We start from the raw sequence: 23,084 nt of genomic DNA on the forward strand, positions 1-23,084 counted from the left end.
CCGAGCACGAGTATGCACACAAGATATCGGCAGCAAACCCGCGCCATTCCTGGAGTGCCAGGTTTGCCGCCGGGGTACTTTTCACCGATGACTGGCCGTAAATGATACTTCCGGGAGTCCTAATATGAGACATATCGCGGTATTGGCGGTCACGCTCGTCGCGCTGGCGATGGGGGTGTCACCGGCCGCCGCCGAAGAGGACCCGTTCGATACGCTATGGGAGCAGCAGACGGGACGTCCGTCCTTTTCAATTACCACTCCGGACATAACCGGGCAGCCACACACGATCGAGTACGTCGACATCGACGGGCACGCCGTGACGGAGGGTGACATCGTCATCGGAACATCCCTCGACGCGGCCTCGGGGAAGATCGAGATGCCCGGCATATTTCCCAAGGTCACCTCTAGCACTGCGCCCCGCCTCGAAACGCCGACCCTGGACCCTCCGGCACGCCCGGGAGACTGCCGGGTGCCGGAAGGCGCCGCCACGACGCAGGCCCGCGCCCTGTGGCCGGACGGCAAGGTGCCCTACGTCCTCGACCCCGAGCTCTCCACGACCGCCCGTGAGGCGATCGGCCAGGCGATGCGGGACTTCCACGACAGCACCTGCGTGCGTTTCATCCCCCGTACCGATGAGGCCGGGTTTCTCAACATATTTCCGGGCAACGGCTGTTACTCGTATGTGGGACGGATCGGCCCCGAGGAACAGGACGTCTCAATCGGAAAGGGGTGCGAGCGGAAGGGCGTCGCCATTCACGAGTTGCTGCACGCGATAGGTTTCTTCCACGAGCACTCCCGTTCCGACCGCGACTCCGCGCTCACCGTTCACCTGGAGAACGTCGCGAAGGGGTACGAGTCCCAGTTCCAGAAACTCGCCCCTCCGCAGAACCGCCTTTTCAGCCCGCTCGACTACGGCTCGGTCATGCTCTACGGGAGGAATTTCTTCAGCAGCAACGGCAAGGACACCCTGGTGCCCTCGGTGCCCGTCAAGATAGGCCAGCGAATCGGTTTCAGCCCGGCCGACCTGGACGCCGTCCGGGCCCTTTACGGCTGCCCGTGAACCGCCGCCTCACGACCCGGCGGGCCAGTACTCGTCCTTCAGCAGGCGCTTGTAGAGCTTCCCCGTGGGATGCCGGGGCAGCTCGTCCCGGAAGTCCACCGATCTCGGGCACTTGTACGCGGCGAGCCGCGCCCGGCAGTACTCGATCAGCTCGGCCGCGAGCGCGGGGCCCGCGTCCGCGGGGTCGGCGGGCTGCACCACCGCCTTGACCGCCTCGCCCATCTCCTCGTCCGGCACCCCGAAGACCGCCACGTCCGCGACCTTCGGATGCACCGACAGGACGTTCTCCGCCTCCTGCGGGTAGATGTTCACCCCACCTGAGATGATCATGTGCGAGCGGCGGTCGGTGAGGTACAGGAAACCGTCCTGGTCCAGGTAGCCGATGTCCCCGAGCGTGGTCCAGCCCCTGCCGAGGGGATCCTGGGACGCGCGGGTCTTCTCGGGGTCGCCGTGGTACTCGAACCTCGGGCCGTCGGAGAAGTAGACCGTGCCGTGCTCGCCGGGCGGGAGCTCTTCGCCGTTCTCGTCGCACACGTGTGTGACGCCGAGCAGCGGACGGCCGACGGTGCCCTTGTGGGCCAGCCACTCCTCCGAGCCGACGTACAGGAAGCAGTTGCCCTCGGTGCCGGCGTAGTACTCGTGGATGATCGGGCCCCACCAGGCGATCATCCGCTCCTTGACCGGCACCGGGCAAGGCGCGGCGGCGTGGATCGCGCAGGCCAGCGAGGACAGGTCGTACTTGCTCCGCACGGCCTCGGGAAGCCTGAGCATCTTGATGAACATCGTCGGCACCCACTGCGAGTGCGTCACGCCGTACTTCTCGACCAGCGCGAGCGCCTGCTCGGGGTCGAACCGCTCCATCACCACGATCGTCGCGCCGACGCGCTGGAAGGTCATGCAGTAGCGCAGCGGCGCGGCGTGGTACAGCGGGGCCGGTGAGAGGTACACCGAGTCCGCCGACGGCGCGAACAGGAACCGCACGAGTTGCAGCAGCGCGCCCGGCGTCTCCAGCGGCGCCCCGCTCAGCCGGGGCTTGACCCCCTTCGGCCGCCCGGTGGTGCCGGAGGAGTAGAGCATGTCGGCCCCCTGGCATTCGTCCTCGACGGGGGTCGCGGGCCGCGCGGCCACCGCCGCCTCGTAGGGCTCGAAGCCCGGCGCGACGCCGTCCATCATGAGCCTGAGCCGCACCTTCGGGGTGTGCGCCGTGACCGAGGTCGCCACCTCGGCGAGCGCCGCCGAGGAGATGAAGACCTTCGCCTCGCAGTTGTCGACGATGTAGGCGAGCTCGTCGGACCGCAGGCGGGAGCTGATCGCCGTGTAGTACAGCCCTGAGCGGTGTGCCGCCCAGGCGACCACCAGGAACAGCGGGTGGTTCTCCAGCATGAAGGCGACGTGGTCCCCCGGCCGCAGTCCCGCGGAGCGGAAGACCCGGGCGAGGCGGTTGGACTCCTCGTCCAGCTCACGATAGGTGATCACGCGCCCGGAGCCCGCCATGATGACGGCGGGTTTGTCGGGCGTCTGCGCTGCGACCGCTCCGGGATGCATAAAACCGAACGCTACTCGGTTAGCCGTCCGGTGGAAAGGATCCCGCCAGGCCCGTCAGGGCGTACGGCCGGAACCCGGCCGGTAGGGGTCGCGGAGCGGCTCGACGCGCGCGGCGAACTCCCCCTTCACCCGCTCCATCTTCGGGCCGGGGGCGTAGAACCGGCCCTTGGTCTCGCCGTACGGGGTGAGCCAGTCGCGTGCGGCCAGCTCACGCAGGTCGCGGGCCGCCTGGCCCTGGCTCAGCGACTCGTCCGCCTGGTAGGTGCCGCGCCGCAGCCGCCTGCTCACGAAGACCTGGTAGAGCGCGGAGACGCACCGGGGGTGGAGCCGCTCCTTGTCGACCTGCTCCTCCAGCAGGAGCCACACCTCCCCCGCCTCGGCGAGGCGACGGCGCACCCGCTGCGCCTGCATGTGATGCGCCCGCAGGCAGAACCGCACCCAAGGCAGCGTCTCGTCATGCGGGCTCCACCGCTTGCGACCGATCTCACCCAGCACGTCGTAGTAGTCGTACGTCGTGCGGCCCTCGCCCAGCCATTCCTCGATTGACGAGAACTCCGGCAGGGTGATCTGGTCGCGGCCGAGCACCAAAGTCTGCAGTGCACGGGACATCCGGCCGTTCCCGTCTCGCCAAGGATGGATCTTCACCAGGTTGAGATGGGCCATGGCCGCCCGGACGTAGCCCGGTACGTCCAGATCTCCGCCATTGAGCCACTCCGTCAGCTCATCCAGCAGCGCCGGGACGGCCTCCGCGTCGGGCCCCTCGTAGACGACCTCCCCGGTCGCCGAGTTGCGGACGTAGATGCCGCCCGGGCGCGGCGTCCCCGGGGTCTTGTCGTGGTGATGGCCGATCATCATGAAGTTCAGCGCGTGCAACATGCCAGTGTCGAAGCGGAACGACCGGGCCAGGGAGAGGTGCCGGATGTAGGTGAGCGCCTGCTGGTAGCCGGCGATCTCGCCGGCCACCGCCGGGGTGGTCTCCAGCGGATCCTCGCCGAGCATGATCGACTCGATGTCCTCCACGCTCGCGCGGTATCCCTCGATGGTGTTGGAGCCCTGGATCGCCCGCGCCTGGAGCTGGCGCCTGAGCTGGCCGTCCCACCGGTGGGACTCCGCGAGGCGGTACTTCAGATCGCGGCGCATGTCCTCGATCTCGCCGAGAACGGCCTTGTCGGCAGGGTCCAGCTCAGGTGTCCCGTACAGCATGCCGTCATGACAGCATGGACGAATCATCATGTCAAGCGACAGGATGATTCGTCCATATTTGTCGGCGCGGGCCTTGCGGCGCCGGGCCGTGTCAGGCGGCGGCGGTCTCCGCCACCATCGCCGGGGTCAGCGCGATGGCGAGCACCTCGCGCACATCGCTCACCGCGTGGACGGTGAGCTCCCGGCGCACGGCCTCGGGCACGTCGTCGAGGTCGGGCTCGTTGCGCGCCGGGATGAGCACCGTGGTGATGCCCGCCCGGTGGGCGGCGAGCAGCTTCTGCTTGACCCCGCCGATCGGCAGGACCCGCCCGGTGAGCGAGACCTCGCCGGTCATCGCCACGTCGGACCGCACCGGGCGGCCGGACAGCAGCGAGGCCAGGGCGGTGGTCATCGTGACGCCTGCCGAGGGGCCGTCCTTCGGGATGGCGCCCGCCGGGACGTGGATGTGCACGGAGCGGTCCTTGAGGGACCCGACCGGCAGCTCCAGCTCGGCCCCGCGCGAGCGCAGGTAGGAGAGCGCGATCTGCGCCGACTCCTTCATCACCTCGCCGAGCTGCCCGGTGAGCGTGACGGCGGTGGAACCGGTCTCCGGGTCGGCCAGCGACGCCTCGACGTACAGGACGTCACCCCCCGCGCCGGTGACCGCGAGCCCGGTGGCCACGCCCGCCACCGCAGTGCGCTGCGCCGACTCGGGCAGCGAGGACTCGGGGACGTTCCTCGGCCTGCCGAGGTAGCCCACCAGGTCGCCCGCCCCGACGTGCACGGGGAGCGCGGCCTGGTCGAGGGCGGCCTGCGCGGTGACCTTGCGGAGCACCCGCGCGATCGACCGCTCCAGCGAGCGCACTCCCGCCTCGCGGGTGTACTCGCCGGCGAGCCTGCGCAGCGCCTCCTCCTCCACCGTGACGTCGGAGGAGGTCAGGCCGGCCTTGTCGAGCTGGCGGGGCAGCAGGTGGTCACGGGCGATCGCGACCTTCTCGTCCTCGGTGTAGCCGTCGAGCGTCACGATCTCCATGCGGTCGAGCAGCGGGCCGGGGACGGCCTCCAGGACGTTGGCGGTCGCCAGGAAGAGCACGTCCGACAGGTCGAGCTCCACCTCCAGGTAGTGGTCGCGGAAGGTGTGGTTCTGCGCGGGGTCGAGGACCTCCAGCAGCGCCGCCGTCGGGTCGCCGCGGTAGTCGGCGCCCACCTTGTCGACCTCGTCCAGCAGGACGACGGGGTTCATGCTGCCGGCCTCGCGGATGGCGCGCACGATGCGGCCGGGGAGCGCGCCGACGTAGGTGCGCCGGTGGCCGCGGATCTCGGCCTCGTCGCGGACGCCCCCGAGGGCGACCCGGACGAACTTCCTGCCCATGGCGCGGGCGACCGACTCGCCGAGCGAGGTCTTGCCGACCCCGGGAGGCCCGGCCAGCGCGAGGACGGCGCCGCTGCGGCGCCCGCCCACCACGCCGAGCCCCTGGTCGGCGCGGCGCTTGCGCACCGCCAGGTACTCCACGATGCGGTCCTTGACATCGTCCAGGCCGGTGTGGTCGGCGTCGAGCACGGCCCGGGCGGCGGCGATGTCGTAGGAGTCCTCGGTGCGCTCGTTCCACGGGATGTCGAGCACCGTGTCGAGCCAGGTGCGGATCCAGCCGCTCTCGGGCGACTGGTCGGAGGTGCGCTCGAGCTTGTCGACCTCCTTGAGCGCCGCCTCCCTGACCTTCTCCGGCAGGTCGGCGGCCTCGACGCGGGCGCGGTAGTCCTCCTCCTCGGAAGCGGCCTCGCCGTTCAGCTCGGCCAGCTCCTTGCGTACGGCCGCGAGCTGCTGGCGGAGCAGGAACTCGCGCTGCTGCTTCTCCATGCCCTCCTGGACGTCCTTGCGGATCGTCTCCGCGACGTCCAGCTCGGCCAGGTGCTCGCGGGCCCAGTCGACCAGCAGGGCGAGGCGCTCGGCGGGGTCGGGGTTCTCCAGGAGCTCGAACTTCTGGGCCGTGGTCAGCCACGGCGCGTAGCCGGAGCTGTCGGCGAGCACCGAGGCGTCCTCGATCTGGTTGATGGCGTCGACGATCTGCCAGGCGCCGCGCTTCTGCATCACCGTGGTCGCCAGGGCCTTGTACTGCTTGGCCAGCTCCTCGGCGCGCTCGTCGGCGGGGATGACCTCCATCGTGGCCGCCTCGACCCACAGGGCCGCGCCGGGGCCGGTGGTGCCGGAGCCGATGCGCACCCGCTCGACACCGCGCAGGACGGCGGCGGGCTCGCCTCCGGGAAGCCTTCCGACCTGCTCGACGACGGCGGCGACGCCCACCGCGCCGTACTTGCCGTCGATGCGTGGAACAAGCAGCACCCGGGGCTTGCTCTGCTTCGAGGAGGCCCTGGCGGCGTCGATGGCGGCGCGCACCTCGGTGTCCGACAGGTCGAGAGGAACGACCATGCCGGGGAGGACGACCTCGTCGTCGAGCGGCAGCACCGGGAGGATCAAGCTCTGACTCATGCGAACTCCAAAGGTTGAGTTACATGCACTCAATTAATGAGAGCCCACGATTGTTCCCATGTCTGCGCTTGTTCGCTGCCAGCGATCGTAATTCTGTAATCTCACTCTGAGGTGTGACCCCCGGAGATCCCTCACCGGTGGGACGCGGCCCAGGTCAAGGGACCGTAATCTGGGCAGGTGATCCCCCGTGCCTGGGCCGGCCTTCTGCGGCCGGCGCGCCCGCTGATCGCGGCGGTGGTGACCGGCACGGCGCGCCCGCTGATCGCGGCCGTGGTGACCGGCACGGCGTACCCGCCTCGCCCCAGGTCAGGGGTCCTGCGGTTCCGCGTGCCCAGGGTGCTCCGCCTGCTGCTCTTCCGCACCGTCGACCTGGTCGTGGTGGCCGACCTGCTGCTGGCATACATCCTGTTCGCCACCACCATGTCCTTCTTCATAGGCGTAGGCGTGATCTCCGGGATGCGCGAGGGCCCGGAGATGTACCTCTTCGCCGCCGCCTACTCCCTGCCGGTGGCGCTGCGCGACCGGTGGCCGGTCGCCGCCTGGCGGGTCGCCGCGCTGTCGGCGGCCTTCGGGGCCGGCTTCAACCTGCGCGTACTCGGCGTGTCCATGGCCGAGCGGTCCGCCGGCACGGTGCTTCCCTACGTCGCGGCCGAGGCGATCACCTACCTGCTCTGCGCCTACTCCGTGTCCGTGCGCTCCAGTAGGGAGATCACGATCGGCGTGTGGATCGTCTCGGTGCTGGGCGCGTGGATCATCAATCCGAACTCGATGTTCGTGGTCGTCATCCTGGTGACGGTGGCCGTCCTGTTCGGGTACAACGTCCAGGCTCGGCGGAGGGTGACCGGCCGCCTGGCCGAAGAGAAGCGCCGAGCCGATGAGCAGCGGTCCGCGCGGGCCGTACTGGAGGAACGGGCTCGCATCGCCCGCGAGCTGCACGACGTCGTCGCCCACCACATGTCGGTGATCGCGATCCAGGCCGAGGCCACCCCGATCCAGGCGGCGGGCGACCGCGAGAAGCTGGAGACGGGGCTCGCGGAGATCCGTGTCCTGTCGCTCACCGCGCTCACAGAGATGCGCCAGGTCCTCGGGGCCCTACGAGGCGAGGACGGCGGCCCCGGCACCGCTCCCCAGCCGGGTCTCGGCCGGCTCGACGACCTGACCGGCAACGCCCGCGCCGCCGGGCTCGCCGTCCGGGTCGAGGTCGCGGGCTCGCTGGAGCTGCCGACGGCGATCGGGCTGTCCGCCTACCGGATCCTCCAGGAGTCGCTGAGCAACGCCATGCGGCACGCCCCGGGCTCGTCCGTGTCCATCGAGATCTCCCGTACGGCCGCGGAGCTGCGGCTGCGGGTGGCGAACGGCCCCGGCCGCCCGGCGCTGAGGCCCGTCACGGGAGGCCGGAGACCGGGCGCGCGGCCTTCTCCGGGAGGGGGGCAGGGGATCATCGGCATGCGCGAACGGGCTACCTTGCTGGGCGGCACCCTCGACACCGCGCCCATCCGGGACGGCGGCTTCACGGTGACGGCGACCCTGCCCATCCTGGAGGAACCATGATCCGTGTCCTGATCGCCGACGACCAGGGCATGGTGCGCACGGGCTTCACCGCCTTCCTGAGCACGCAGCCCGACATCGAGGTCGTCGGAGAGGCCGTCAACGGTGCGGAGGCCGTCGCCCAGGCGGCCCGGCTCAAGCCCGACGTGGTGCTGATGGACGTCCGCATGCCCGTGATGGACGGGCTGGAGGCGACCCGCCGCATCCTCCCCGGCATCCCCACCAAGATTCTCATCCTGACCACCTTCGACCTCGACGACTACGTCTACGAGGCGCTGCGGGCCGGGGCGAGCGGCTTCCTGCTCAAGGACGCCTCCGCCCAGCAGCTCGTCGAGGCCGTCAGGGTCGTCGCGGCCGGGGAGGCCCTGCTCGCTCCTTCGGTCACCAAGCGGCTCATCTCCGAGTTCGCCCGCCTCGGCGGGCCGCGCGCCCCGACCGTCAAGCGTCTCTCCGACCTGACCGAACGCGAGACCGAGGTGCTCGCCCTGATCGCCCAAGGCCTGTCCAACGGCGAGATCGCCGGGCAGCTCGTCGTCTCGGAGCAGACGGTGAAGACCCACGTCGGCCGCATCCTGATGAAGCTCGGCCTGCGCGACCGCGCCCAGGCCATCGTCTTCGCCTACGAGACCGGCCTGGTCCGCCCCAGCGAGTAACCCCCTCCCGGGAGCCCCCTCGCAAGAACCCCCGACATCACCCATCGCGACCACCCTCACCACCCCGGACACCACAACACCCGACCGGGTCATACCGAGGAGTGATCCTCAGGAACCACCCTACGAGGGGACGTCCGTTACAGATCTTGATTCATAGCTTTCGTCTGGCCCGCGGCACCTCGCGGCTACCAGACAGGAGGCTCCATCATGGCCCGGACCGTTCTGGCGGCGCTCTCGCTCGCCGGCGTCGCCGGCGGCGGGCTGGCGCTGCTCGCTCCCGGCTCCGGCTACCGGATGACCGAGGTCTTCGGCGACCTAGCCACGGCCGATCGCGTCGCCGTCATCGTCCCCGGCTCGGACGTCACACGGGCCACATTCGACGGCGGCAGGCGCAAGCCGTACAGCACGCCGGCGGGGGCGGCCCGGGCGCTGACGGCCGAGGCCCGGGCGATCGACCCGAAGAGCAGGACGGCGGTGGTCGCGTGGCTCGGGTACGACAGCCCGCCCCCTATCAGCCTGGCGGTGGCCACGGACGATGCCGCCACCGACGGCGCCGAGGCGTTACGCCGTACCGTCGCGGAGATCAGGACGCGTACCCGCGCCTCCGTGACCCTCCTGTGCCACAGCTACGGGTCGGTCGTCTGCGCCAAGGCCATGCCCGGCCTGCCGGTGGACGACGTGGTGGTCTTCGGCAGCCCCGGCCTCGGGGTCTCCGACGCGAGCGCCCTCGGCTCCACCGCGCGTCTGTGGGCGGGGCGGGGTGCGAAAGACTGGATGAGGTTCGTCCCGTCCGTGAAACTCGGGCCCCTCGGCTTCGGCGCCGATCCCGTGCACCCGTCGTTCGGCGCCCGCGTCTTCGCGGCCGGGCCGGGCGGGCACAGCGACTACTTCCAGCCGGGAAGCCTCTCACTGCGCAACCTGACCCTGATCACGCTGGGCCGTACCTCCGAAGTGGAGGTCGCGAAATGAACGACCGCACCCACCGGCAGCCAAACCGTCCCACCAGCACCACCGGCACTGGCAGCACCGCTCACACCAGCGGGACCATAGCCACCACCGGCGCCATCCGCACCATCGACGCCCCGCACGTCACCAGCACTACCGGCGTTACCGACTCCACCGACACCACCGACACCACCGACACCACCGACACCACCGACACGAGCGATACGAGCGACAGCACCGGCACCCGCGACACCACCGGCGATTCCCCTGACACGGGCGCCCGCCCGCGCCGGCCCGCCGGCTCCGGAGCACCCGGGATCTGGAGGGTATGGACGGGGTTCGCGGACCGGACCGAGGCCGCGACCCCGGAGACGCGCGACCGCGGCGCGGACGCCCTGCGCGCCCTCGCCATCCTCGGGGTCATCATCGGGCACTGGCTGGTCACCGCGTGGGTGATCGACGGAGGGGGGAACATCCGCGTCAGCAGCCCGCTCGCCTACATGCCGGGCTTCACGCCGGTCTCGTGGCTGCTCCAGACGCTCGCCGTCTTCTTCTTCGTGGGCGGCTACGCGGCCGGCGGCAGCCTCGCCCGAACGCGGGACGTCCGAGCGTGGCTACGGCGACGGATGGTCCGTCTGCTGGCGCCGGTCAGGCCGCTGCTCCTGGTCTGGGCCGCCCTGCTCGCCCTGCTGGCCGTCACCGGAGTCCCGGTGGGCTCGCTGCGCTCGATCGCCATGCCCGCACTGGGGCCGCTGTGGTTCCTCGGCGTGTTCGGCCTGCTCACGGCCGCCACACCCCTGCTGGTCAGGATGCGGTACGGCGTGCTGGTCTGCACGTTGGTGGCAGTGGTGCTGGTGGTCGACGTGGTCCGCTTCGGGCTCGGCGGCCCCGGATGGCTCGGGTGGGCCAACGTGGTCGCCGGGTGGATGGTGCCGTACGTCCTCGGCCTCGCCTGGGCACGCGGGACGCTGTCCGGCAAGCAGGCCGCCTCCGCCACGCCACCCGACAAGCAGGCCGCCTCCGCCACGCCGCCCGGCAAGCAGGCCACCTTCGCCATGCCGCCCGGCAAGCGGGTCGCGTTCGCCATGCTGGCCGTTGGAGCGGCGGGAACCGCGGTGCTGGTCACCGCCTTCGGATACCCCGCGAGCATGATCGGCGTCACCGGCGCGCGGGTCTCCAACCTCAGCCCGCCGACCCTCGCCGCCGTCTGCTTCTCCGTCGCCCAAGTGGGACTGGCCCTGCTGCTGCACCGGCCGCTCACCGCGCTGATGCGGCGCCCCCGCCTGTGGGCCGGGGTCGTCCTGGCGAACCTCTCGGCGATGACGATCTTCCTGTGGCACCAGACGGCGCTCACAGTGGTGATGCTCGCCACCCTGCCCTTCGGCACCGCCGCCCCGGGCCTGCTGGCACCGCCCGACTCGGCCACCTGGCTGCTCCAGCGGATGTCCTGGCTGCCGGTCCCAGCAGCACTGGTCGTCCTGACATGCATACTCCTCGCCCGCCTCTCACGCGGTACCCGAGCGGCGCCGGGACCACTCACCTCCCGCCGCAACCGAGCGGCATAGGGACCACTCGCCACCCACCACAACCGAGCGGCATAGGACGGCTCCCCACCCGCCGGAACCGACCGCCGTAGGTCTGCTCGTCGCCTGCCGGGACCGAGCACCGTGGGTACTACTCGTCTCGCGCCGGAACCGAAAGGCGTAGGGGCTCGGGACCGAGCGGCGTTGGGACTACTCGCCACCCCCCGCGACGGAGCGCCGTAGAACTGCTCGTCTCGCGCCGGAACCGGCCGGCGTCAGGGCGGCGCGTCACCCGCCGGGACCTGGGCGGCGCCTCACCTGCCGGGGCCTGAAGGGACGGCCGGGAATTGTCGGTGGCCGCCGATATTTTCTTGGTCAGCCCCCGAGGAGAGGACCGTCGTGTATCGCCAGGGAGACATCCTGATCATGCCTGTGGCCGAGGAGTCCGTGCCCGCCGCCGTGCGGCGCGCGCCCTCGGCGCCTCGTGACGCGCGCGGGCGGCTGGTGCTGGCCCTCGGGGAGGCGACCGGTCATGCCCACGCCGTCGTCGGCCCCGGCACGCTGGTGCGCGGCTCCGGGCAGATGGACCCCGACTATCTGCACCTGCCCTCCGGAGGACGGGTCGTCCACGAGGAACACGCCGCCATCTCGCTGCCCAAGGGCTGGCACCGCGTGCAGCGCCAACGCGAATACATGCCCGGTGCCTACCGTGTCGTCGCCGACTGACGTGACTGATCAGGAGTCCTCCGAATGACAATCACCACGAGCCCGCCGGCCTTGCCCGCCTCCGCCGAGGAGGCTCTGGCCACCGCCGCCGGGCTATGGCAGGAGCTCGCGTTCCTCACCGGGCCACCCGACCGCGCCGCAGCCGAGGAAGGGGTGCGGCAGGCCTACTACGCGGCAGGCCTCGCCGAGCCCGAGCGTGTCGTCTGGCTCCCCTCCCCCGCGCGCGGAGCCGTCGCCGCCGCCGTGCTCGGCGGGCACGCGACCGCCCTACGGGCCACCGGGCTAGCGGCACTCGCCGAGGAGGTCATGGCCGAGGTGGGCACCGGCGCCGGGCAGCCCGTCCGCGAGGCCGTTCGCACCGTCCCCTGGGAACGGGCGCGCGCCGACGTGCAGGCGACGCTCGGCCCCGCAGGCTGGCCGCTCGCCTGGGCTCGCACCGGGGGGCGGCTGTGGACCCCGGTGAACTCCCTGGTCGCCCGCATCCGCCGAGGCATCGGCGAGCTGCCCGACACCGCAACGGACACCACGCACGACACCGTGCGCGGCGCCGCGCACGACACCACGCACGCGCACGACACCACGCACGCGCACGACACCACGCACGCGCACAACACTGCGCACGCCACCGAGCGCGGCGCCACGGACGACACCGAGCGCGGCGCCGCCGAGATCCTGTTGCGGGGCGTCACGCTCGACGCGGTGCTCGGCCAGCACGATGCCCCCTGGCTGTCGCTGTTCGAGGCCCTCGGCCGGCCGGAGACCGGCGGGCTGGCCCGCGTGGCCCGCCATGCCGGCTGGTGGTGGCCGTTCGAACGGGTCGCCATCCTTTGCGAGCGCCCATCCGAGCTGCACCGCGACGAGATCGGCCGCCTGCACCGGGGCGAGGGGCCCGCCATGTCGTGGCCGGACGGCTTCGCGCTGCACGCCTGGCACGGCATGCCGGTTCCCGAAGGCTTCGGCCGGGCACTAGGGCAGCTCACCGTCGAACGAGTGCGCACCGAGGAGAACGCCGAACTGCGCCGGGTCATGCTGGAGCACTTCGGCTACGAGCGTTACCTCGCCGAGTCGGGCGCCACGCCGGTCCACAGCGACGAGACCGGCATGCTCTGGCGCATCGATCTGCCCGACGACGAGCCGATCGTCACGGTCGAGGTGATCAATTCCACACCGGAGCCCGACGGCAGCCGTCGCAGATACTGGCTGCGCGTCCCGCCATACGTCCGGACGGCCCGCCAGGGCGTCGCCTGGACCTTCGGCATGAGCGAAGACGACTACCACCCCGAACGCGAAACCTGACCAGACCGACCGAAGACGACCACCGACCCGAACCCGAGACCTGTCCAGACCCGCCCACCCGTAACAGAATGCCCCGGACCTCCCCACCAGCGAAAAGGACCAGCAACCCGAAGCGAAACCTGAACAGGCCCCGCCGGCTCCTCACAGGGTCGACTGGACCTCCCCCACCAGCGTGGACAACCACCGGCCCTAACGGGAAACCTGAACAGGCCCCGCCGGCTCCTCACAGGGTCGGCTGGATGTTTCGCAGGAGCGGGGGCGGCCGTCGGGTGGAGCGCGTGATCTGGTCAGGCGGGATGTTCGGCCAGGTGTGCGGTACGCGCTCCAGGACCCCGCCGGCGTAGACGTCGTAGAGGCCTAGCGGTTCCAGGTGCACGTATCCGATGTGGCAGTCGCACATCGCCAGCGGGCATGTCCTGGGCCGCAACGCCTCGCGGAACGAACCGTCGTAGAGGTTGCCGATCACCGACGGCACGAAGTGGCACCGCCGTACGGTGCCGTCCCCCGCCACCGAGATCACGCTCTCGCCCGTACGGCAGGGCAGTCCGGCGCTGGGGTGCGGGTCGCGGCTGTAGGCGAACAACGGGTCGATCGCCTCCCAGTCAGCCGCCTCGCCGTCGCTGTAGAGGTGACCTTCGGCGGCGTTGACCCACAGGTAGGTCCCCGCGGGAAGATCGGCGCGGAGCCGGCGCGCGTGGTCGAGGTGCTCTGGAAGGCCGACGATGCCCACGCTGTGCCGCACGCCTCGTTCGGCCAGGTCGCGACACCTGCCGAGGAACCGGTCGTAGGTCACCTGGCCCGGGTGGAAAGTCGCCCAGAGGCCCAGCCGGTCACGATCGGCCTCTTCCAGCCAGTCGAGCCGGCAGCTCAGGTTGGTCTGGATAGCGACGCGGCGCACGTGTGACAGGTGACTGAGCCGCACCATGGCGTGCCGGTACCAGGAGCGGACCAGACCTTCTCCCCACGGCGTGAACAGGACCGACACCGGGTGATCCTGAGCCTCGACCCACTCGGTGAACCGCTCCAGCGCTGCCCGGTCCTCTCTGAGCCGCGCCGGTGAGTCACGCCGCTTGGCGAAGGGGCAGTACGGGCAGTCGTAGTCGCAGCTCGCCAGCGGCCCTCGGTAGAGGATCGACAGGTGCCCGGCCTCCTCCGCCGGTTCGTCGCTCCAGACGGTCTTCACTCGATCAGCGCTCCTCACATCGGTCCATCATCGCCGTATACCGGGCACCGGGCACGCTCGCCGCCCTCGTCGCACGGTCAGCACGATCGCCACCGTCGCCACGGGACGGCATGGACGCCATGGGCTGCACGGTCGGCATGGGGGGCGTGGTCAGTGGTTCTCGTAGTGGGTCATCAGGTCGCGGACTCGACGGGAGAAAAGGGACGGGCCGATCGCGTCCGAGTGTGCGAGTCCCTCGGCGCTGAGCCGCAGAGCGCCGGCGTCGGGCCCGGCGCCTTGGGCCAGCCGGCTGCCGCCCGCGAGCCCGGTGCCGCCCGGGAGCCCGGTGCCGCCCGGGAGCCCGGTGCCGCCCGCGAGCCGGCCGCGGTCCGCCAGCCAGCCGCGGTCCGCCAGGTCGCCGAGGTCGGGGGCGAAGTCGGCCAGCACGTCGGTGCCGAACCTACGGCGGTACTCCTCACGGTCGAGCCCGCCGGCCTGGAGCAGCGACTGGATCAGGTGCCGGCGCCGGCGCTCGTCGTCATCGAGCCGGAAACCCACGTTGGCGAGCGTGAAGGCCTCGCGCGGGAGCCGTACGTACTCCTCGATGATCGCCCGCACGTTACCGGCACCGACCGCGTACTCGAAGGAGTAGTGCAGCCGGCCGGTGTACGAGCGGGCACCGCAGCCGAGCCCGACCATGCCGTCGGACTGGCAGCAGTACTCCGCCGCCCCGCCCACCGGCTCGCCGGACCCCGGCACGCGGAACATGCGCATCGACACCTGCTCGTAGCCGGCCGCCAGCAGGTGGTCGCGCCCCTCGCGGTAGAGGGTCAGCCGGTGGTCGTCCCAGTCGCGGGCCCGGCGGCCGAGGCCGGTGAGCGGCCGCACGTACAGCGGGTACAGGTAGATCTCCTCCGGCCGCCAGGCCAGGGCGGCGTCGAGAGAGTAGCGCCACGACCGTGCCGTCTGGCCGTCGATACCGTAGATCAGGTCGATGTTCAGCGCCGGGAAGCCCACCTCGCGGATCCGGCCGAGCGCCGCCTCGACCTCCGAGCGTTTCTGCGGGCGTACGGCGGCGCGGGCCTCGGCGTCGACGAAACTCTGCACGCCGATCGACAACCGGGTGGCCCCCCGCTCGGCCAGCACCTCCAGCCGGTCGGACGTGGCGGTGGCCGGCGAGGTCTCGACCGACAGCGGGACCGAGCGCAGATCAGCGCCCATCGTGCGCTCGGCGATGTCGAACAGCCGGGTCAGCTCGCCCGCCGTGAGGTAGGTAGGGGTGCCGCCGCCGATCGCCGCGACGGCGAAGGCCGGCTCGGTGAGGGCTTCCCGTACGGCTGGCGCCTGGCGTTCGAGGGCGTCGAGATAGGCGGCGACGAGCTCCTCGGGCGCCCCCGTGCGGGTGAACAGGTTGCAGAAGCCGCAGCGCATCTCGCAGAAGGGGATGTGCAGGTAGAGGAAGAGGTGGTCCGTGCGCTCCCCCGCCCACACCTCACGCAATGACGGGCGCGGATCCAGCGGCCGGTACGCCGTCTTGTGGGGATAGGCGTAGACGTACCCCTGGTACGGGCTCTCGGTGGCCTCGCGGGAACTCCGTGGCTCGGCCGTCGTGCCTGGCCACGGCTCCACGTCAGGCAGGTCGACTGTCACGGCCACTCCCCCGCTTCCATGACGAACTCCCCGTAGGGGATGGTCCATACGACGTCGTGACCGATCCTGTGCCCGACATATCCGTCTTCTCCGTAGGCGGTGCCGTGGTCGGAACAGACGATGGCGAAACACGGCCGCCGCTCGGTCATCAGGGCGAACAGCCGCCCGATGTGCCGGTCGACGTACTCCAGCGCGGCGGCGTGGCTCTCGCGGCCGTCGCCGTGCTCCCGGGTGCCGCGCGGCAGGAAGAACCAGTTGGGCTGGTGCAGGGCGGACACGTTGACGAACAGGAACACCGGCCGGCCGCCGCCCCCGGCCACGCCCTCGGACCGGATGGCCTGCTCGGCCCAGGTGATCTGTTCCTCGAACGACGTCGGCGAGGTGACGCCGAACGCGGGCTCCCAATGGCTCTCGGCGAACATGCCGGGAAACGTCGAGCCGAGCGGGGTCAGCTTGGTGAAGAAGCCGACGCCGCCGACGCAGATGGTGCGGTAGCCCGCCATCGCCAGCCCGCCCGGCAGGTCGGGGGCGTCGAACACCCACGTGCCGCCCGCCGTCGTCTCGCTGCCGGGGAACCTCGCCGCGAACGGCCGGGGGTGCCGGCCCGGCTCGGCCGGGGTAGGCAGGAAGCCCGCGAGGATGGCGGCGTGCGCGGCGTAGGTGAAGCTTCCCGGGCTGTGCCGGCGCTCCCACCGGCCGCCGGGCAGCGCCCTGGCGAGGTTCGGCAGCCGCCCCGCCTCAAGGAGCTCGGCGGCCACGTCGTACCGGAGCGTGTCGAGCGTGACGAGCAGGATGTCGTGCCCGCCCACGATCGCGTTCATGTCGTGCACGCCGCACTCCGCCTGCCGGCGAGCACCGCCTCGATCTGGGCCTCGTAGGTGGAAAGGCCTTCGGCGCCGCTGCCCGGCAGGCCGGTCAGCCGGGGCAGCAGGTCGCCGAAGGCGTTCACCTCGGCGACCGCGAACGTGCTCCGGCCGACGCCGATCAGCAGGTCGACGCCGACCGCCAGGCTGCCGGGGAAGCAGGCCGCCGCCTGGGCGCACACGTCGAGCGCCCGCTGCCACCCGCGCGGGCCGAGCGCCTCACGCACCGCCTCCAGATCGCCGCGCACCCCGCCGAGGTGGAGGTTCGTCATCGGCGTGCGGCTGGCGCGCACCACGGCGTGTGTCGGCGTGCCGGCCACGACGACGACCCTGAGATCGATCACCCGCCCGCCGATCGACGCCTTGGGGAACCACCGCTCCACGTGCAGGCCGTCCGGTGCGAGCGCGTCGACGATCGCGGCGACGTCCCTCTCGCCTTCGTAGGTGCGGACGCGGAGCGAGTTGCGCAGCGCGGACTCGGCGCCGCGCGGCCCGGCCTGGACGGTGCGGCCGTCTGTGACCGCCTGGACGGTGTGACCGTCTGTGACCGCCGGGGCGCCGGGGGCCGGGGAATCGCGGGGGAAAGCCGGAACGGCCGACGTCGTGGCCCTGGCGCGTGTTCCAGTCGCGTGCAGCGCCACCACGCCCGACGCCGACGAGCCGTGCGCCGGCTTGACGAAGACCCGGGCCCAGCCGGCCTCCGCCATGCGTTCGCGGAGCTCGGCGTAGGAGCGAACCGGGCCCGGCAGGGCCTGCGGCACGGCCACCCCCGCCGCGGACAGCAGCGCGTGGCAGCGGCGCTTGTCGAACATCACCGCGATCTCGCCGACGTCGCCGATCAGCTCGGCTCCCGGCGCGCGCCAGGCCGCCTGGTGGACGCGGTCGAGCCCACGGACGAACGAGGCGTACCAGGCGGCGCCGCCACCCGCCCTGGCCGGATCGCCGGAGCCGCGAAGCAGGGCGTCGGCCTCGGCGTCCTCGCCCGGCGAGTCGACGCGTACCAGCGTGCCGGGCTCCAGCCGGATCTCACCGCCGGAGAGCACGGCCGTCCAGGGCAGGACGGCCGGATCGGGCAGCCCGCGTCGTCGCGCGGCCTCGGCGAACATCGTCACCCGCCTGTCACCCGGCGTGCCCACCACGGTGAAGGCGATGGTCATTCGGCGACCGCGATATAGCGCCAGTCGTCGTCCGGCTTCTCCTGCTCGGACAGGTCGACCTCGACTCCCGGCAGGGCCTTCACGACCCGACCGATCATGTCGTCGCCGAGATAGTGGTGGTGCAGGTCGAGCCTGCGCAGGTGGGTGAGCGGCTGACCGCTGAGCAGGGCCTCGGCTCCCGCGTCGGTGAAGACTCCCATGGCCAGGCTGAGCGAGGACAGCCGGGCGACGACGGGCGCGGAGGCCACCGCCTCGGCCACCTGGTCCTGGATCTCGGAATCCTGCAGGCCGAGATGGCCGAGGGAGGGCAGCCGCTCGCCGGACAGGATGGAGGCCATGTCGGCCACGGTGGCGTCGCCGCCGTAGTCACTGGTGCCGAGCCAGATCTCGAGGTATTCGAGGGCGGGGAGATCGCTGTCGCCCACGGCGCGGACGACGCTCGCGGGCAGGCCGCCGGACTCGAAGCGCAGGACCTTCAGCGCTTCGTGGCGCACCGGGCTGAGCTCGAGCCCGTCGCCGCCGCGCACCTCCAGCCGCTCGAGCCGGGGGAAGGCGCGCAGGAGCGGGGTGATGTCGCCCTGCTTGATCCACGAGATCTCGCACTCCTCCGACGTGATCGCGCCGAGGAAGATCGAGCGCAGCGCCGGAAACCGGCCGGCGTTGGCGGCCAGCAGGCGGATCGGCAGCTCGGCGCCGACCTCCCACGGGCTGTCCCAGCATCCGATCACGATCGCCTTGACCTCGGTGGAGTCCACGACGCTCATGAACCGGGCGAACTGCCGCTCGAACGTCTCGTCGGAGTCGTAGTGCTCGTTCGTCCAGAGCCGCCACGCCACCTCCCCCGCGCCCGGCAGCGCGTCGCCGTCGTCATCGTCGTCGTCGGGCGCCGGGGCGATGGGCAGGCCGGCGTACACACCGTCGCTGAGGTCGCTGACCTCGTCGGTGAACTCGGCGTAGTCCATGCGGGTCTCCAGTAGGAAGGGGGGGCGGAAACGGCGAGATCTTCCTATCAGAGAGCACCGACAGACCGGGACCGTACGTTCTGAGCATGTCGCGTATCCAGCATTATGGGCAGCATGGACAAAGGCGGCATCCGTGTGAACTCCCCCAGCGGCCGGTGGATCTTGTTCACCACCGTGCTCGGCTCGGGGATGGCCTTCCTGGACAGCACGGTCGTCAACGTGGCGCTCCCCAAGCTGGGTGAGGACCTCGGCGCCTCGATGTCCGGGCTCCAGTGGACGGTGAACGCCTACACCCTCACGCTGGCCGGCCTGATCCTGCTCGGCGGGTCCCTCGGCGACCGGTACGGCAGGCGAAGGATCTTCGTCATCGGCGTCGCGTGGTTCGCCGTCGCCTCGGCCCTGTGCGGGCTCGCCCCCAACATCGAGACGCTCGTCCTCGCCCGCGCGCTGCAGGGCATCGGCGGAGCGCTCCTCACACCGGGCTCCCTCGCGATCATCCAGTCGTCCTTCGTCCGGGAGGACCGTCCCCGGGCCGTCGGCGCCTGGTCGGGCCTCGGCGGTGTGGCCGGCGCGATCGGCCCCCTGCTCGGCGGCTGGCTCGTGGAGACGGCGGGCTGGCGCTGGGTCTTCCTGATCAACCTGCCCATCGCGGCCCTGGTGATCGCGACGGCCGTGCGGCACGTGCCCGAGACCCGCGACGAGACGACCACCGGCCGGTTCGACGTGCTGGGCGCGGCGCTCGCCGCTCTCGCGCTGGCCGGGGTGACGTACGGGCTCATCGAGCGCGGCTCACCGGTCCCGGTGGTCGCCGCGGTGGCCGGCGTGGCGCTCGGAGCGGCGTTCGTGGTGCTGGAGGCGCGCCGCTCGCGCGGCGGGCCGGTGTCCCCGCTGGTCCCCGTGCGCGTGTTCGCCTCGCGGGAGTTCACCGCCGTCAACGTCGTGACGCTGATCATGTACGCGGCGATGGGCGTGGTGTTCTTCCTGCTCGTCGTGGAGCTCCAGGTCGCCGCGGGCTTCTCGCCCGTCGCGGCGGGGTGCTCGATGCTCCCTGTCATGCTGCTGATGCTGCTGCTGTCGCCCCGCGCGGGCGACCTCGGGCGGCGCATCGGGCCGCGCCTGCCGATGACCTTCGGTATCCTGGTCTGCGCGGGCGGCCTGCTGCTGATGAGCAGGGTCGGGCCCGGCTCGTCGTACCTGCTGGACGTGCTCCCGGCCGTGACGCTCTTCGGCCTCGGGCTCTCCGCCGCCGTCGCCCCGCTGACCGCGACCGTGCTGGCCACCGCCGAGGAGCGCTACGCGGGGGTCGCCAGCGGCGTCAACAACGCGGTCGCGCGGACGGGGAGCCTGCTCGCCGTCGCCGCGATCCCCCCGCTCGTCGGCCTGACCGGCGCCGCCTACACCTCGCCGGTCGCGTTCACCTCGGGCTTCCGCGCGGCCATGCTGGTCAGCGCCGCCATGATGGTCTGCGCCGCGGCCCTGACGTTCGCCACGATCAGGACGAACGCGCTCCGCGAGCCCGAGCGCAAGGCGGCCTGCGAGCTGGGCGCCCCGCCGCTGCAGCCCTGCGAGCCGGGCGAGGAGACCGGCTCGGGGACGCCGGAGGGCCACCCCACCTCAAGACCGAGCTAGCGACCTCAGGGGCCGACGCCGGCCAGCAGGTTGGCCACCAGGGCCTCGGCGAACTCGTCGGTCAGCGGCAGGTCGGGGATCAGCAGCCTGTGGTAGCAGGCGCCCCAGAGCTGGTCGACGACGACCTCGCAGTCGACGTCCCCCCTGAGCTGGCCACGGTGCCTGGCCCGCTCCAGGGCCTCCACGGCCATTCTCCTGCGCGGCCCCGAGTTGCGCTCGCGGTAGGCGGCCATCAACTCGGGATCGGTCTGGGCCTGGCCGAGGAGCTCCAGCAGTACGCGCCCGGCGCGCGTGCCATCCATCAGCCGGATCCAGGCCTTGAGCTGCGTGGTGAGGTCGGTGGCGATGTCGCCGGTGTCGGGGAAGGCCGGGATGGGGGCCACCACGCTGAAGTAGCCGTCGAGCGCCAGCGCCCCCTTGGACGGCCACCACTTGTGCAGCGTCACCCTGCTCGCGCCCGAGAGCGCCGCGACCTTCTCGATGGTGAACGCGGCCATCCCCTCGTCGAGCAGGAGCTTCCCCGCCGCCCGCAGGACCTCGCGGCGCACCTCGTCGGCCGGGCGGCGTCCGCGCCCCCTGCGCACGGGTTCGGCGGGCCGGGTCATGGCTACCTCCAGAGATATATGGCCACTGTGTTCATTTCCATGATATAAACACAGTGTACACATAATCCGGAACGCCGGCCCATGCCTCCGGCGCGAGACGATCATCCAGGAAGTGGACATCCATGCGTGCTGCCATCGCGACCGCCGTCGACGCGCCGCTCTCCCTCACCGAGCGCGAGGTGCCCGAGCCCGGCCCGGGCGAGGTCCTCGTCAAGATCACCGCCTGCGGGGTGTGCTTCTCGGACCTCAACCTGCTGCGCGGCCACTACCCCTTCGCCCGGTTCCCCGTGGTCCCCGGCCACGAGATCACCGGCACCGTAACCGCCGTGGGGCCGGGCGTCACCTGGCCCGAGGTGGGCACCCGGGTCGGCGCGCAGTTCCTGTACGACTCCTGCGGCCACTGCGACCACTGCGCACGCGGCGAGCAGATCCTGTGCCCCCGCAAGCGCATCACCGGCGTCGTCGCCGACGGGGGCTACGAGGAGTACGCCGTGTTCAAGGCGGGCTTCGTCACCCCGCTGCCCGCCGGGCTCGACCCGGTCACCGCCGCGCCGCTGATGTGCGCGGGCATCACCGCCTTCAACGGGCTGCGCCAGGGCGGCGCGACGGCCGGTTCGCGGGTCGCGGTCATCGGCGCCGGCGGCATCGGCGCCCTGGCGATCCGCTACGCGGTGGCCATGGGCGCGCGCGTCGCGGTGGTCGGCCGCTCCGGCGACGGCGAGGAGCGCGCGAAGGAGCTCGGCGCCGAGCTGTTCGTGGCCGGCGGCGAGACCGACCCCGCCGCCGCGCTCAAGGCGTGGGACGGCGGCGCGAACCTCGTGCTGAACGCCGCCCCCTCCAGCGCCGCCGCGGCGGCGACGCTCGGCGGCCTGGCACCCGACGGCACCCTGGTGCTGTGCGGCTACGGCCAGGACCCGCTGGTCCTGCCCACCCAGCCCATGGTGCTCAACCGGCTACGCGTGATGGCCTCGCCGTCCGGCTCACCGCACGACCTGCGCGACACGCTCGCCTTCTCCGCCGTCCACGGCATCCTGCCCGAGGTCACCCCGATCTCCCTCGACCAGGCCCCGGCCGCCTTGGACGCCATGGCCGCGGGCCACGGCGGCGGGCGCTCCGTCATCACGTTCGGCTGACCCCGCTCGCCCACCAAGACGACCCGCCTCACCCACCGAGAAGGAGCCCCCATGTCCGTCATCCTCGTCACCGGCGCGTCCAGCGGTTTCGGCGCCCTGAGCGCCCGCGCGCTCGCGGACGCCGGCCACACCGTGTACGCCAGCATGCGCGACACCGCCGGCCGTAACGCCCCCGGCGTCGCCGAGGCCGCCGAGTACGCCCGCCGGCACGCGGTCGACCTGCGCACCGTGGAGCTCGACGTGCTCTCGCAGGAGTCGGCCGACACCGCGGTGGCCACGGTCCTGGGCGAGAACAAGACCCTCGGCGTCGTGGTCCACAACGCCGGGCACATGGTCACCGGCCCGGCCGAGGCGTTCACCCCCGAGGAGCTCGCCCGCGTGTACGACACCAACGTGCTCGGCACCCAGCGGGTCAACCGCGCCGCTCTGCCCCACCTGCGGGCCCAGGGCGGGGGCCTGCTGCTGTGGATCGGCTCCACCAGCACCCGCGGCGGCACCCCGCCCTACCTCGCTCCGTACTTCGCCGCCAAGGCCGCCATGGACTCGCTCGCCGTCAGCTACGCCGCCGAGGTGGCCAGGTTCGGCATCGAGACGACGATCATCGTCCCCGGCTCGTTCACCCACGGCACCAACCACTTCGCCCGCAGCGGGCGTCCCGCCGACACCGCCACGGTCGAGGCGTACGAGGAGCGATACGCCGGCCTCATGGAGCAGGTCTCGGAGCGGCTGGCGGCCCTCGCGCCCGCCGACGCCGACGTATCCTCGGTCGCCGAGGCCGTCGTCCGCGTGGTCGGCGCCCCCCACGGCACCCGTCCGTTCCGGGTCCACATCGACCCGGCGGGTGACGGCGCGGAGGAGGTCAGCGAGGTGGCCGACCGCATCCGCGCCGAGTTCCTGAACCGCATCAGCCTCGAAGACCTCCTGGCCCCCCGCACTCCGGCCGCCTGACCACAAAGG

19 protein-coding genes are annotated in these 23,084 nt (G+C 71.7%); 10 read left to right on the forward strand and 9 right to left on the reverse strand.

Annotation, left to right across the window (positions count from 1 at the left end):
• Window positions 1-124 precede the first annotated feature (124 nt).
• A complete protein-coding gene (locus OG589_RS19125; RefSeq protein WP_405150861.1) occupies window positions 125-1,060 on the forward strand; it encodes a M12 family metallopeptidase in 936 nt (311 codons plus the stop codon).
• Window positions 1,061-1,069: 9 nt separating this feature from the next.
• Here the strand turns inward: OG589_RS19125 and OG589_RS19130 are convergent, their stop codons facing one another.
• From OG589_RS19130 to lon, 3 genes are all read right to left on the reverse strand, one after another.
• Complete coding sequence (locus OG589_RS19130; RefSeq protein WP_405150863.1) at window positions 1,070-2,605, reverse strand: AMP-binding protein; 1,536 nt, start codon at window positions 2,603-2,605, stop codon at window positions 1,070-1,072.
• A 54-nt stretch (window positions 2,606-2,659) separates the two neighbouring features.
• Window positions 2,660-3,808 (reverse strand): Fic family protein, encoded by a 1,149-nt coding sequence (locus OG589_RS19135; protein ID WP_405150864.1) that lies wholly within the window; start codon window positions 3,806-3,808, stop codon window positions 2,660-2,662.
• A 91-nt stretch (window positions 3,809-3,899) separates the two neighbouring features.
• Window positions 3,900-6,275 (reverse strand): endopeptidase La, encoded by a 2,376-nt coding sequence (gene lon, locus OG589_RS19140; RefSeq protein ID WP_405150866.1) that lies wholly within the window; start codon window positions 6,273-6,275, stop codon window positions 3,900-3,902.
• A gap of 177 nt (window positions 6,276-6,452) precedes the next feature.
• On the opposite strand from lon, the gene OG589_RS19145 reads away from it, so the two are divergent.
• The 6 genes from OG589_RS19145 to OG589_RS19170 all read left to right on the forward strand — a co-directional run bounded on the left by OG589_RS19145 (window position 6,453) and on the right by OG589_RS19170 (window position 12,966).
• A complete protein-coding gene (locus OG589_RS19145; RefSeq protein ID WP_405150868.1) occupies window positions 6,453-7,826 on the forward strand; it encodes a sensor histidine kinase in 1,374 nt (457 codons plus the stop codon).
• A complete protein-coding gene (locus OG589_RS19150; RefSeq protein WP_405150870.1) occupies window positions 7,823-8,476 on the forward strand; it encodes a response regulator in 654 nt (217 codons plus the stop codon). The genes OG589_RS19145 and OG589_RS19150 overlap by 4 nt, the downstream gene beginning before the upstream one ends.
• A gap of 207 nt (window positions 8,477-8,683) precedes the next feature.
• Window positions 8,684-9,445, forward strand: coding sequence for an alpha/beta hydrolase (locus OG589_RS19155; protein WP_405150872.1), 762 nt, complete (start codon window positions 8,684-8,686; stop codon window positions 9,443-9,445).
• Window positions 9,442-10,986, forward strand: coding sequence for an acyltransferase (locus OG589_RS19160; protein ID WP_405150874.1), 1,545 nt, complete (start codon window positions 9,442-9,444; stop codon window positions 10,984-10,986). The genes OG589_RS19155 and OG589_RS19160 overlap by 4 nt, the downstream gene beginning before the upstream one ends.
• Before the next feature lie 357 nt (window positions 10,987-11,343).
• Window positions 11,344-11,670 (forward strand): hypothetical protein, encoded by a 327-nt coding sequence (locus tag OG589_RS19165; protein ID WP_405150876.1) that lies wholly within the window; start codon window positions 11,344-11,346, stop codon window positions 11,668-11,670.
• A 24-nt stretch (window positions 11,671-11,694) separates the two neighbouring features.
• On the forward strand, window positions 11,695-12,966 hold the full coding sequence (locus tag OG589_RS19170) for a DUF6745 domain-containing protein (protein ID WP_405150877.1): 1,272 nt from the start codon (window positions 11,695-11,697) through the stop codon (window positions 12,964-12,966).
• Window positions 12,967-13,189: 223 nt separating this feature from the next.
• Here OG589_RS19170 and OG589_RS19175 read toward each other — a convergent pair whose 3' ends face one another.
• From OG589_RS19175 to OG589_RS19195, 5 genes are all read right to left on the reverse strand, one after another.
• Window positions 13,190-14,149, reverse strand: coding sequence for an STM4011 family radical SAM protein (locus OG589_RS19175; protein WP_405150879.1), 960 nt, complete (start codon window positions 14,147-14,149; stop codon window positions 13,190-13,192).
• Between the two features lie 150 nt (window positions 14,150-14,299).
• A complete protein-coding gene (locus OG589_RS19180) occupies window positions 14,300-15,778 on the reverse strand; it encodes an STM4012 family radical SAM protein (RefSeq protein WP_405150880.1) in 1,479 nt (492 codons plus the stop codon).
• Complete coding sequence (locus OG589_RS19185) at window positions 15,775-16,599, reverse strand: STM4013/SEN3800 family hydrolase (protein WP_405152074.1); 825 nt, start codon at window positions 16,597-16,599, stop codon at window positions 15,775-15,777. Before OG589_RS19185 ends, OG589_RS19180 begins: the two co-directional genes overlap by 4 nt.
• On the reverse strand, window positions 16,596-17,798 hold the full coding sequence (locus OG589_RS19190; protein ID WP_405150881.1) for an STM4014 family protein: 1,203 nt from the start codon (window positions 17,796-17,798) through the stop codon (window positions 16,596-16,598). The genes OG589_RS19185 and OG589_RS19190 overlap by 4 nt, the downstream gene beginning before the upstream one ends.
• Window positions 17,795-18,760: an STM4015 family protein gene (locus OG589_RS19195; RefSeq protein WP_405150883.1), complete on the reverse strand. Its 966-nt coding sequence runs from the start codon at window positions 18,758-18,760 to the stop codon at window positions 17,795-17,797. The genes OG589_RS19190 and OG589_RS19195 overlap by 4 nt, the downstream gene beginning before the upstream one ends.
• Before the next feature lie 114 nt (window positions 18,761-18,874).
• On the opposite strand from OG589_RS19195, the gene OG589_RS19200 reads away from it, so the two are divergent.
• Window positions 18,875-20,389: an MFS transporter gene (locus OG589_RS19200; protein ID WP_405150885.1), complete on the forward strand. Its 1,515-nt coding sequence runs from the start codon at window positions 18,875-18,877 to the stop codon at window positions 20,387-20,389.
• A 5-nt stretch (window positions 20,390-20,394) separates the two neighbouring features.
• Here OG589_RS19200 and OG589_RS19205 read toward each other — a convergent pair whose 3' ends face one another.
• On the reverse strand, window positions 20,395-20,994 hold the full coding sequence (locus tag OG589_RS19205) for a TetR-like C-terminal domain-containing protein (RefSeq protein WP_405150886.1): 600 nt from the start codon (window positions 20,992-20,994) through the stop codon (window positions 20,395-20,397).
• Window positions 20,995-21,116: 122 nt separating this feature from the next.
• On the opposite strand from OG589_RS19205, the gene OG589_RS19210 reads away from it, so the two are divergent.
• On the forward strand, window positions 21,117-22,127 hold the full coding sequence (locus tag OG589_RS19210) for an alcohol dehydrogenase catalytic domain-containing protein (protein ID WP_405150888.1): 1,011 nt from the start codon (window positions 21,117-21,119) through the stop codon (window positions 22,125-22,127).
• 51 nt (window positions 22,128-22,178) lie between these two features.
• Window positions 22,179-23,075: an SDR family oxidoreductase gene (locus OG589_RS19215; RefSeq protein WP_405150890.1), complete on the forward strand. Its 897-nt coding sequence runs from the start codon at window positions 22,179-22,181 to the stop codon at window positions 23,073-23,075.
• Window positions 23,076-23,084: the final 9 nt, after the last annotated feature.

It is taken from the genome of Sphaerisporangium sp. NBC_01403 (assembly GCF_045040145.1).
GTDB classification, from domain to species: Bacteria; Actinomycetota; Actinomycetes; order Streptosporangiales; family Streptosporangiaceae; genus Sphaerisporangium; species Sphaerisporangium viridialbum.

Coding starts and splice junctions, on each gene's coding strand:
- OG589_RS19125 (WP_405150861.1), top strand. CDS start 125: ATGAGACATATCGCGGTATTGGCGGTCACGCTCGTCGCGCTGGCGATG.
- OG589_RS19130 (WP_405150863.1), bottom strand. CDS start 2,605: ATGCATCCCGGAGCGGTCGCAGCGCAGACGCCCGACAAACCCGCCGTC.
- OG589_RS19135 (WP_405150864.1), bottom strand. CDS start 3,808: ATGCTGTACGGGACACCTGAGCTGGACCCTGCCGACAAGGCCGTTCTC.
- lon (WP_405150866.1), bottom strand. CDS start 6,275: ATGAGTCAGAGCTTGATCCTCCCGGTGCTGCCGCTCGACGACGAGGTC.
- OG589_RS19150 (WP_405150870.1), top strand. CDS start 7,823: ATGATCCGTGTCCTGATCGCCGACGACCAGGGCATGGTGCGCACGGGC.
- OG589_RS19155 (WP_405150872.1), top strand. CDS start 8,684: ATGGCCCGGACCGTTCTGGCGGCGCTCTCGCTCGCCGGCGTCGCCGGC.
- OG589_RS19160 (WP_405150874.1), top strand. CDS start 9,442: ATGAACGACCGCACCCACCGGCAGCCAAACCGTCCCACCAGCACCACC.
- OG589_RS19170 (WP_405150877.1), top strand. CDS start 11,695: ATGACAATCACCACGAGCCCGCCGGCCTTGCCCGCCTCCGCCGAGGAG.
- OG589_RS19185 (WP_405152074.1), bottom strand. CDS start 16,599: ATGAACGCGATCGTGGGCGGGCACGACATCCTGCTCGTCACGCTCGAC.
- OG589_RS19190 (WP_405150881.1), bottom strand. CDS start 17,798: ATGACCATCGCCTTCACCGTGGTGGGCACGCCGGGTGACAGGCGGGTG.
- OG589_RS19195 (WP_405150883.1), bottom strand. CDS start 18,760: ATGGACTACGCCGAGTTCACCGACGAGGTCAGCGACCTCAGCGACGGT.
- OG589_RS19200 (WP_405150885.1), top strand. CDS start 18,875: ATGGACAAAGGCGGCATCCGTGTGAACTCCCCCAGCGGCCGGTGGATC.
- OG589_RS19205 (WP_405150886.1), bottom strand. CDS start 20,994: ATGACCCGGCCCGCCGAACCCGTGCGCAGGGGGCGCGGACGCCGCCCG.
- OG589_RS19210 (WP_405150888.1), top strand. CDS start 21,117: ATGCGTGCTGCCATCGCGACCGCCGTCGACGCGCCGCTCTCCCTCACC.
- OG589_RS19215 (WP_405150890.1), top strand. CDS start 22,179: ATGTCCGTCATCCTCGTCACCGGCGCGTCCAGCGGTTTCGGCGCCCTG.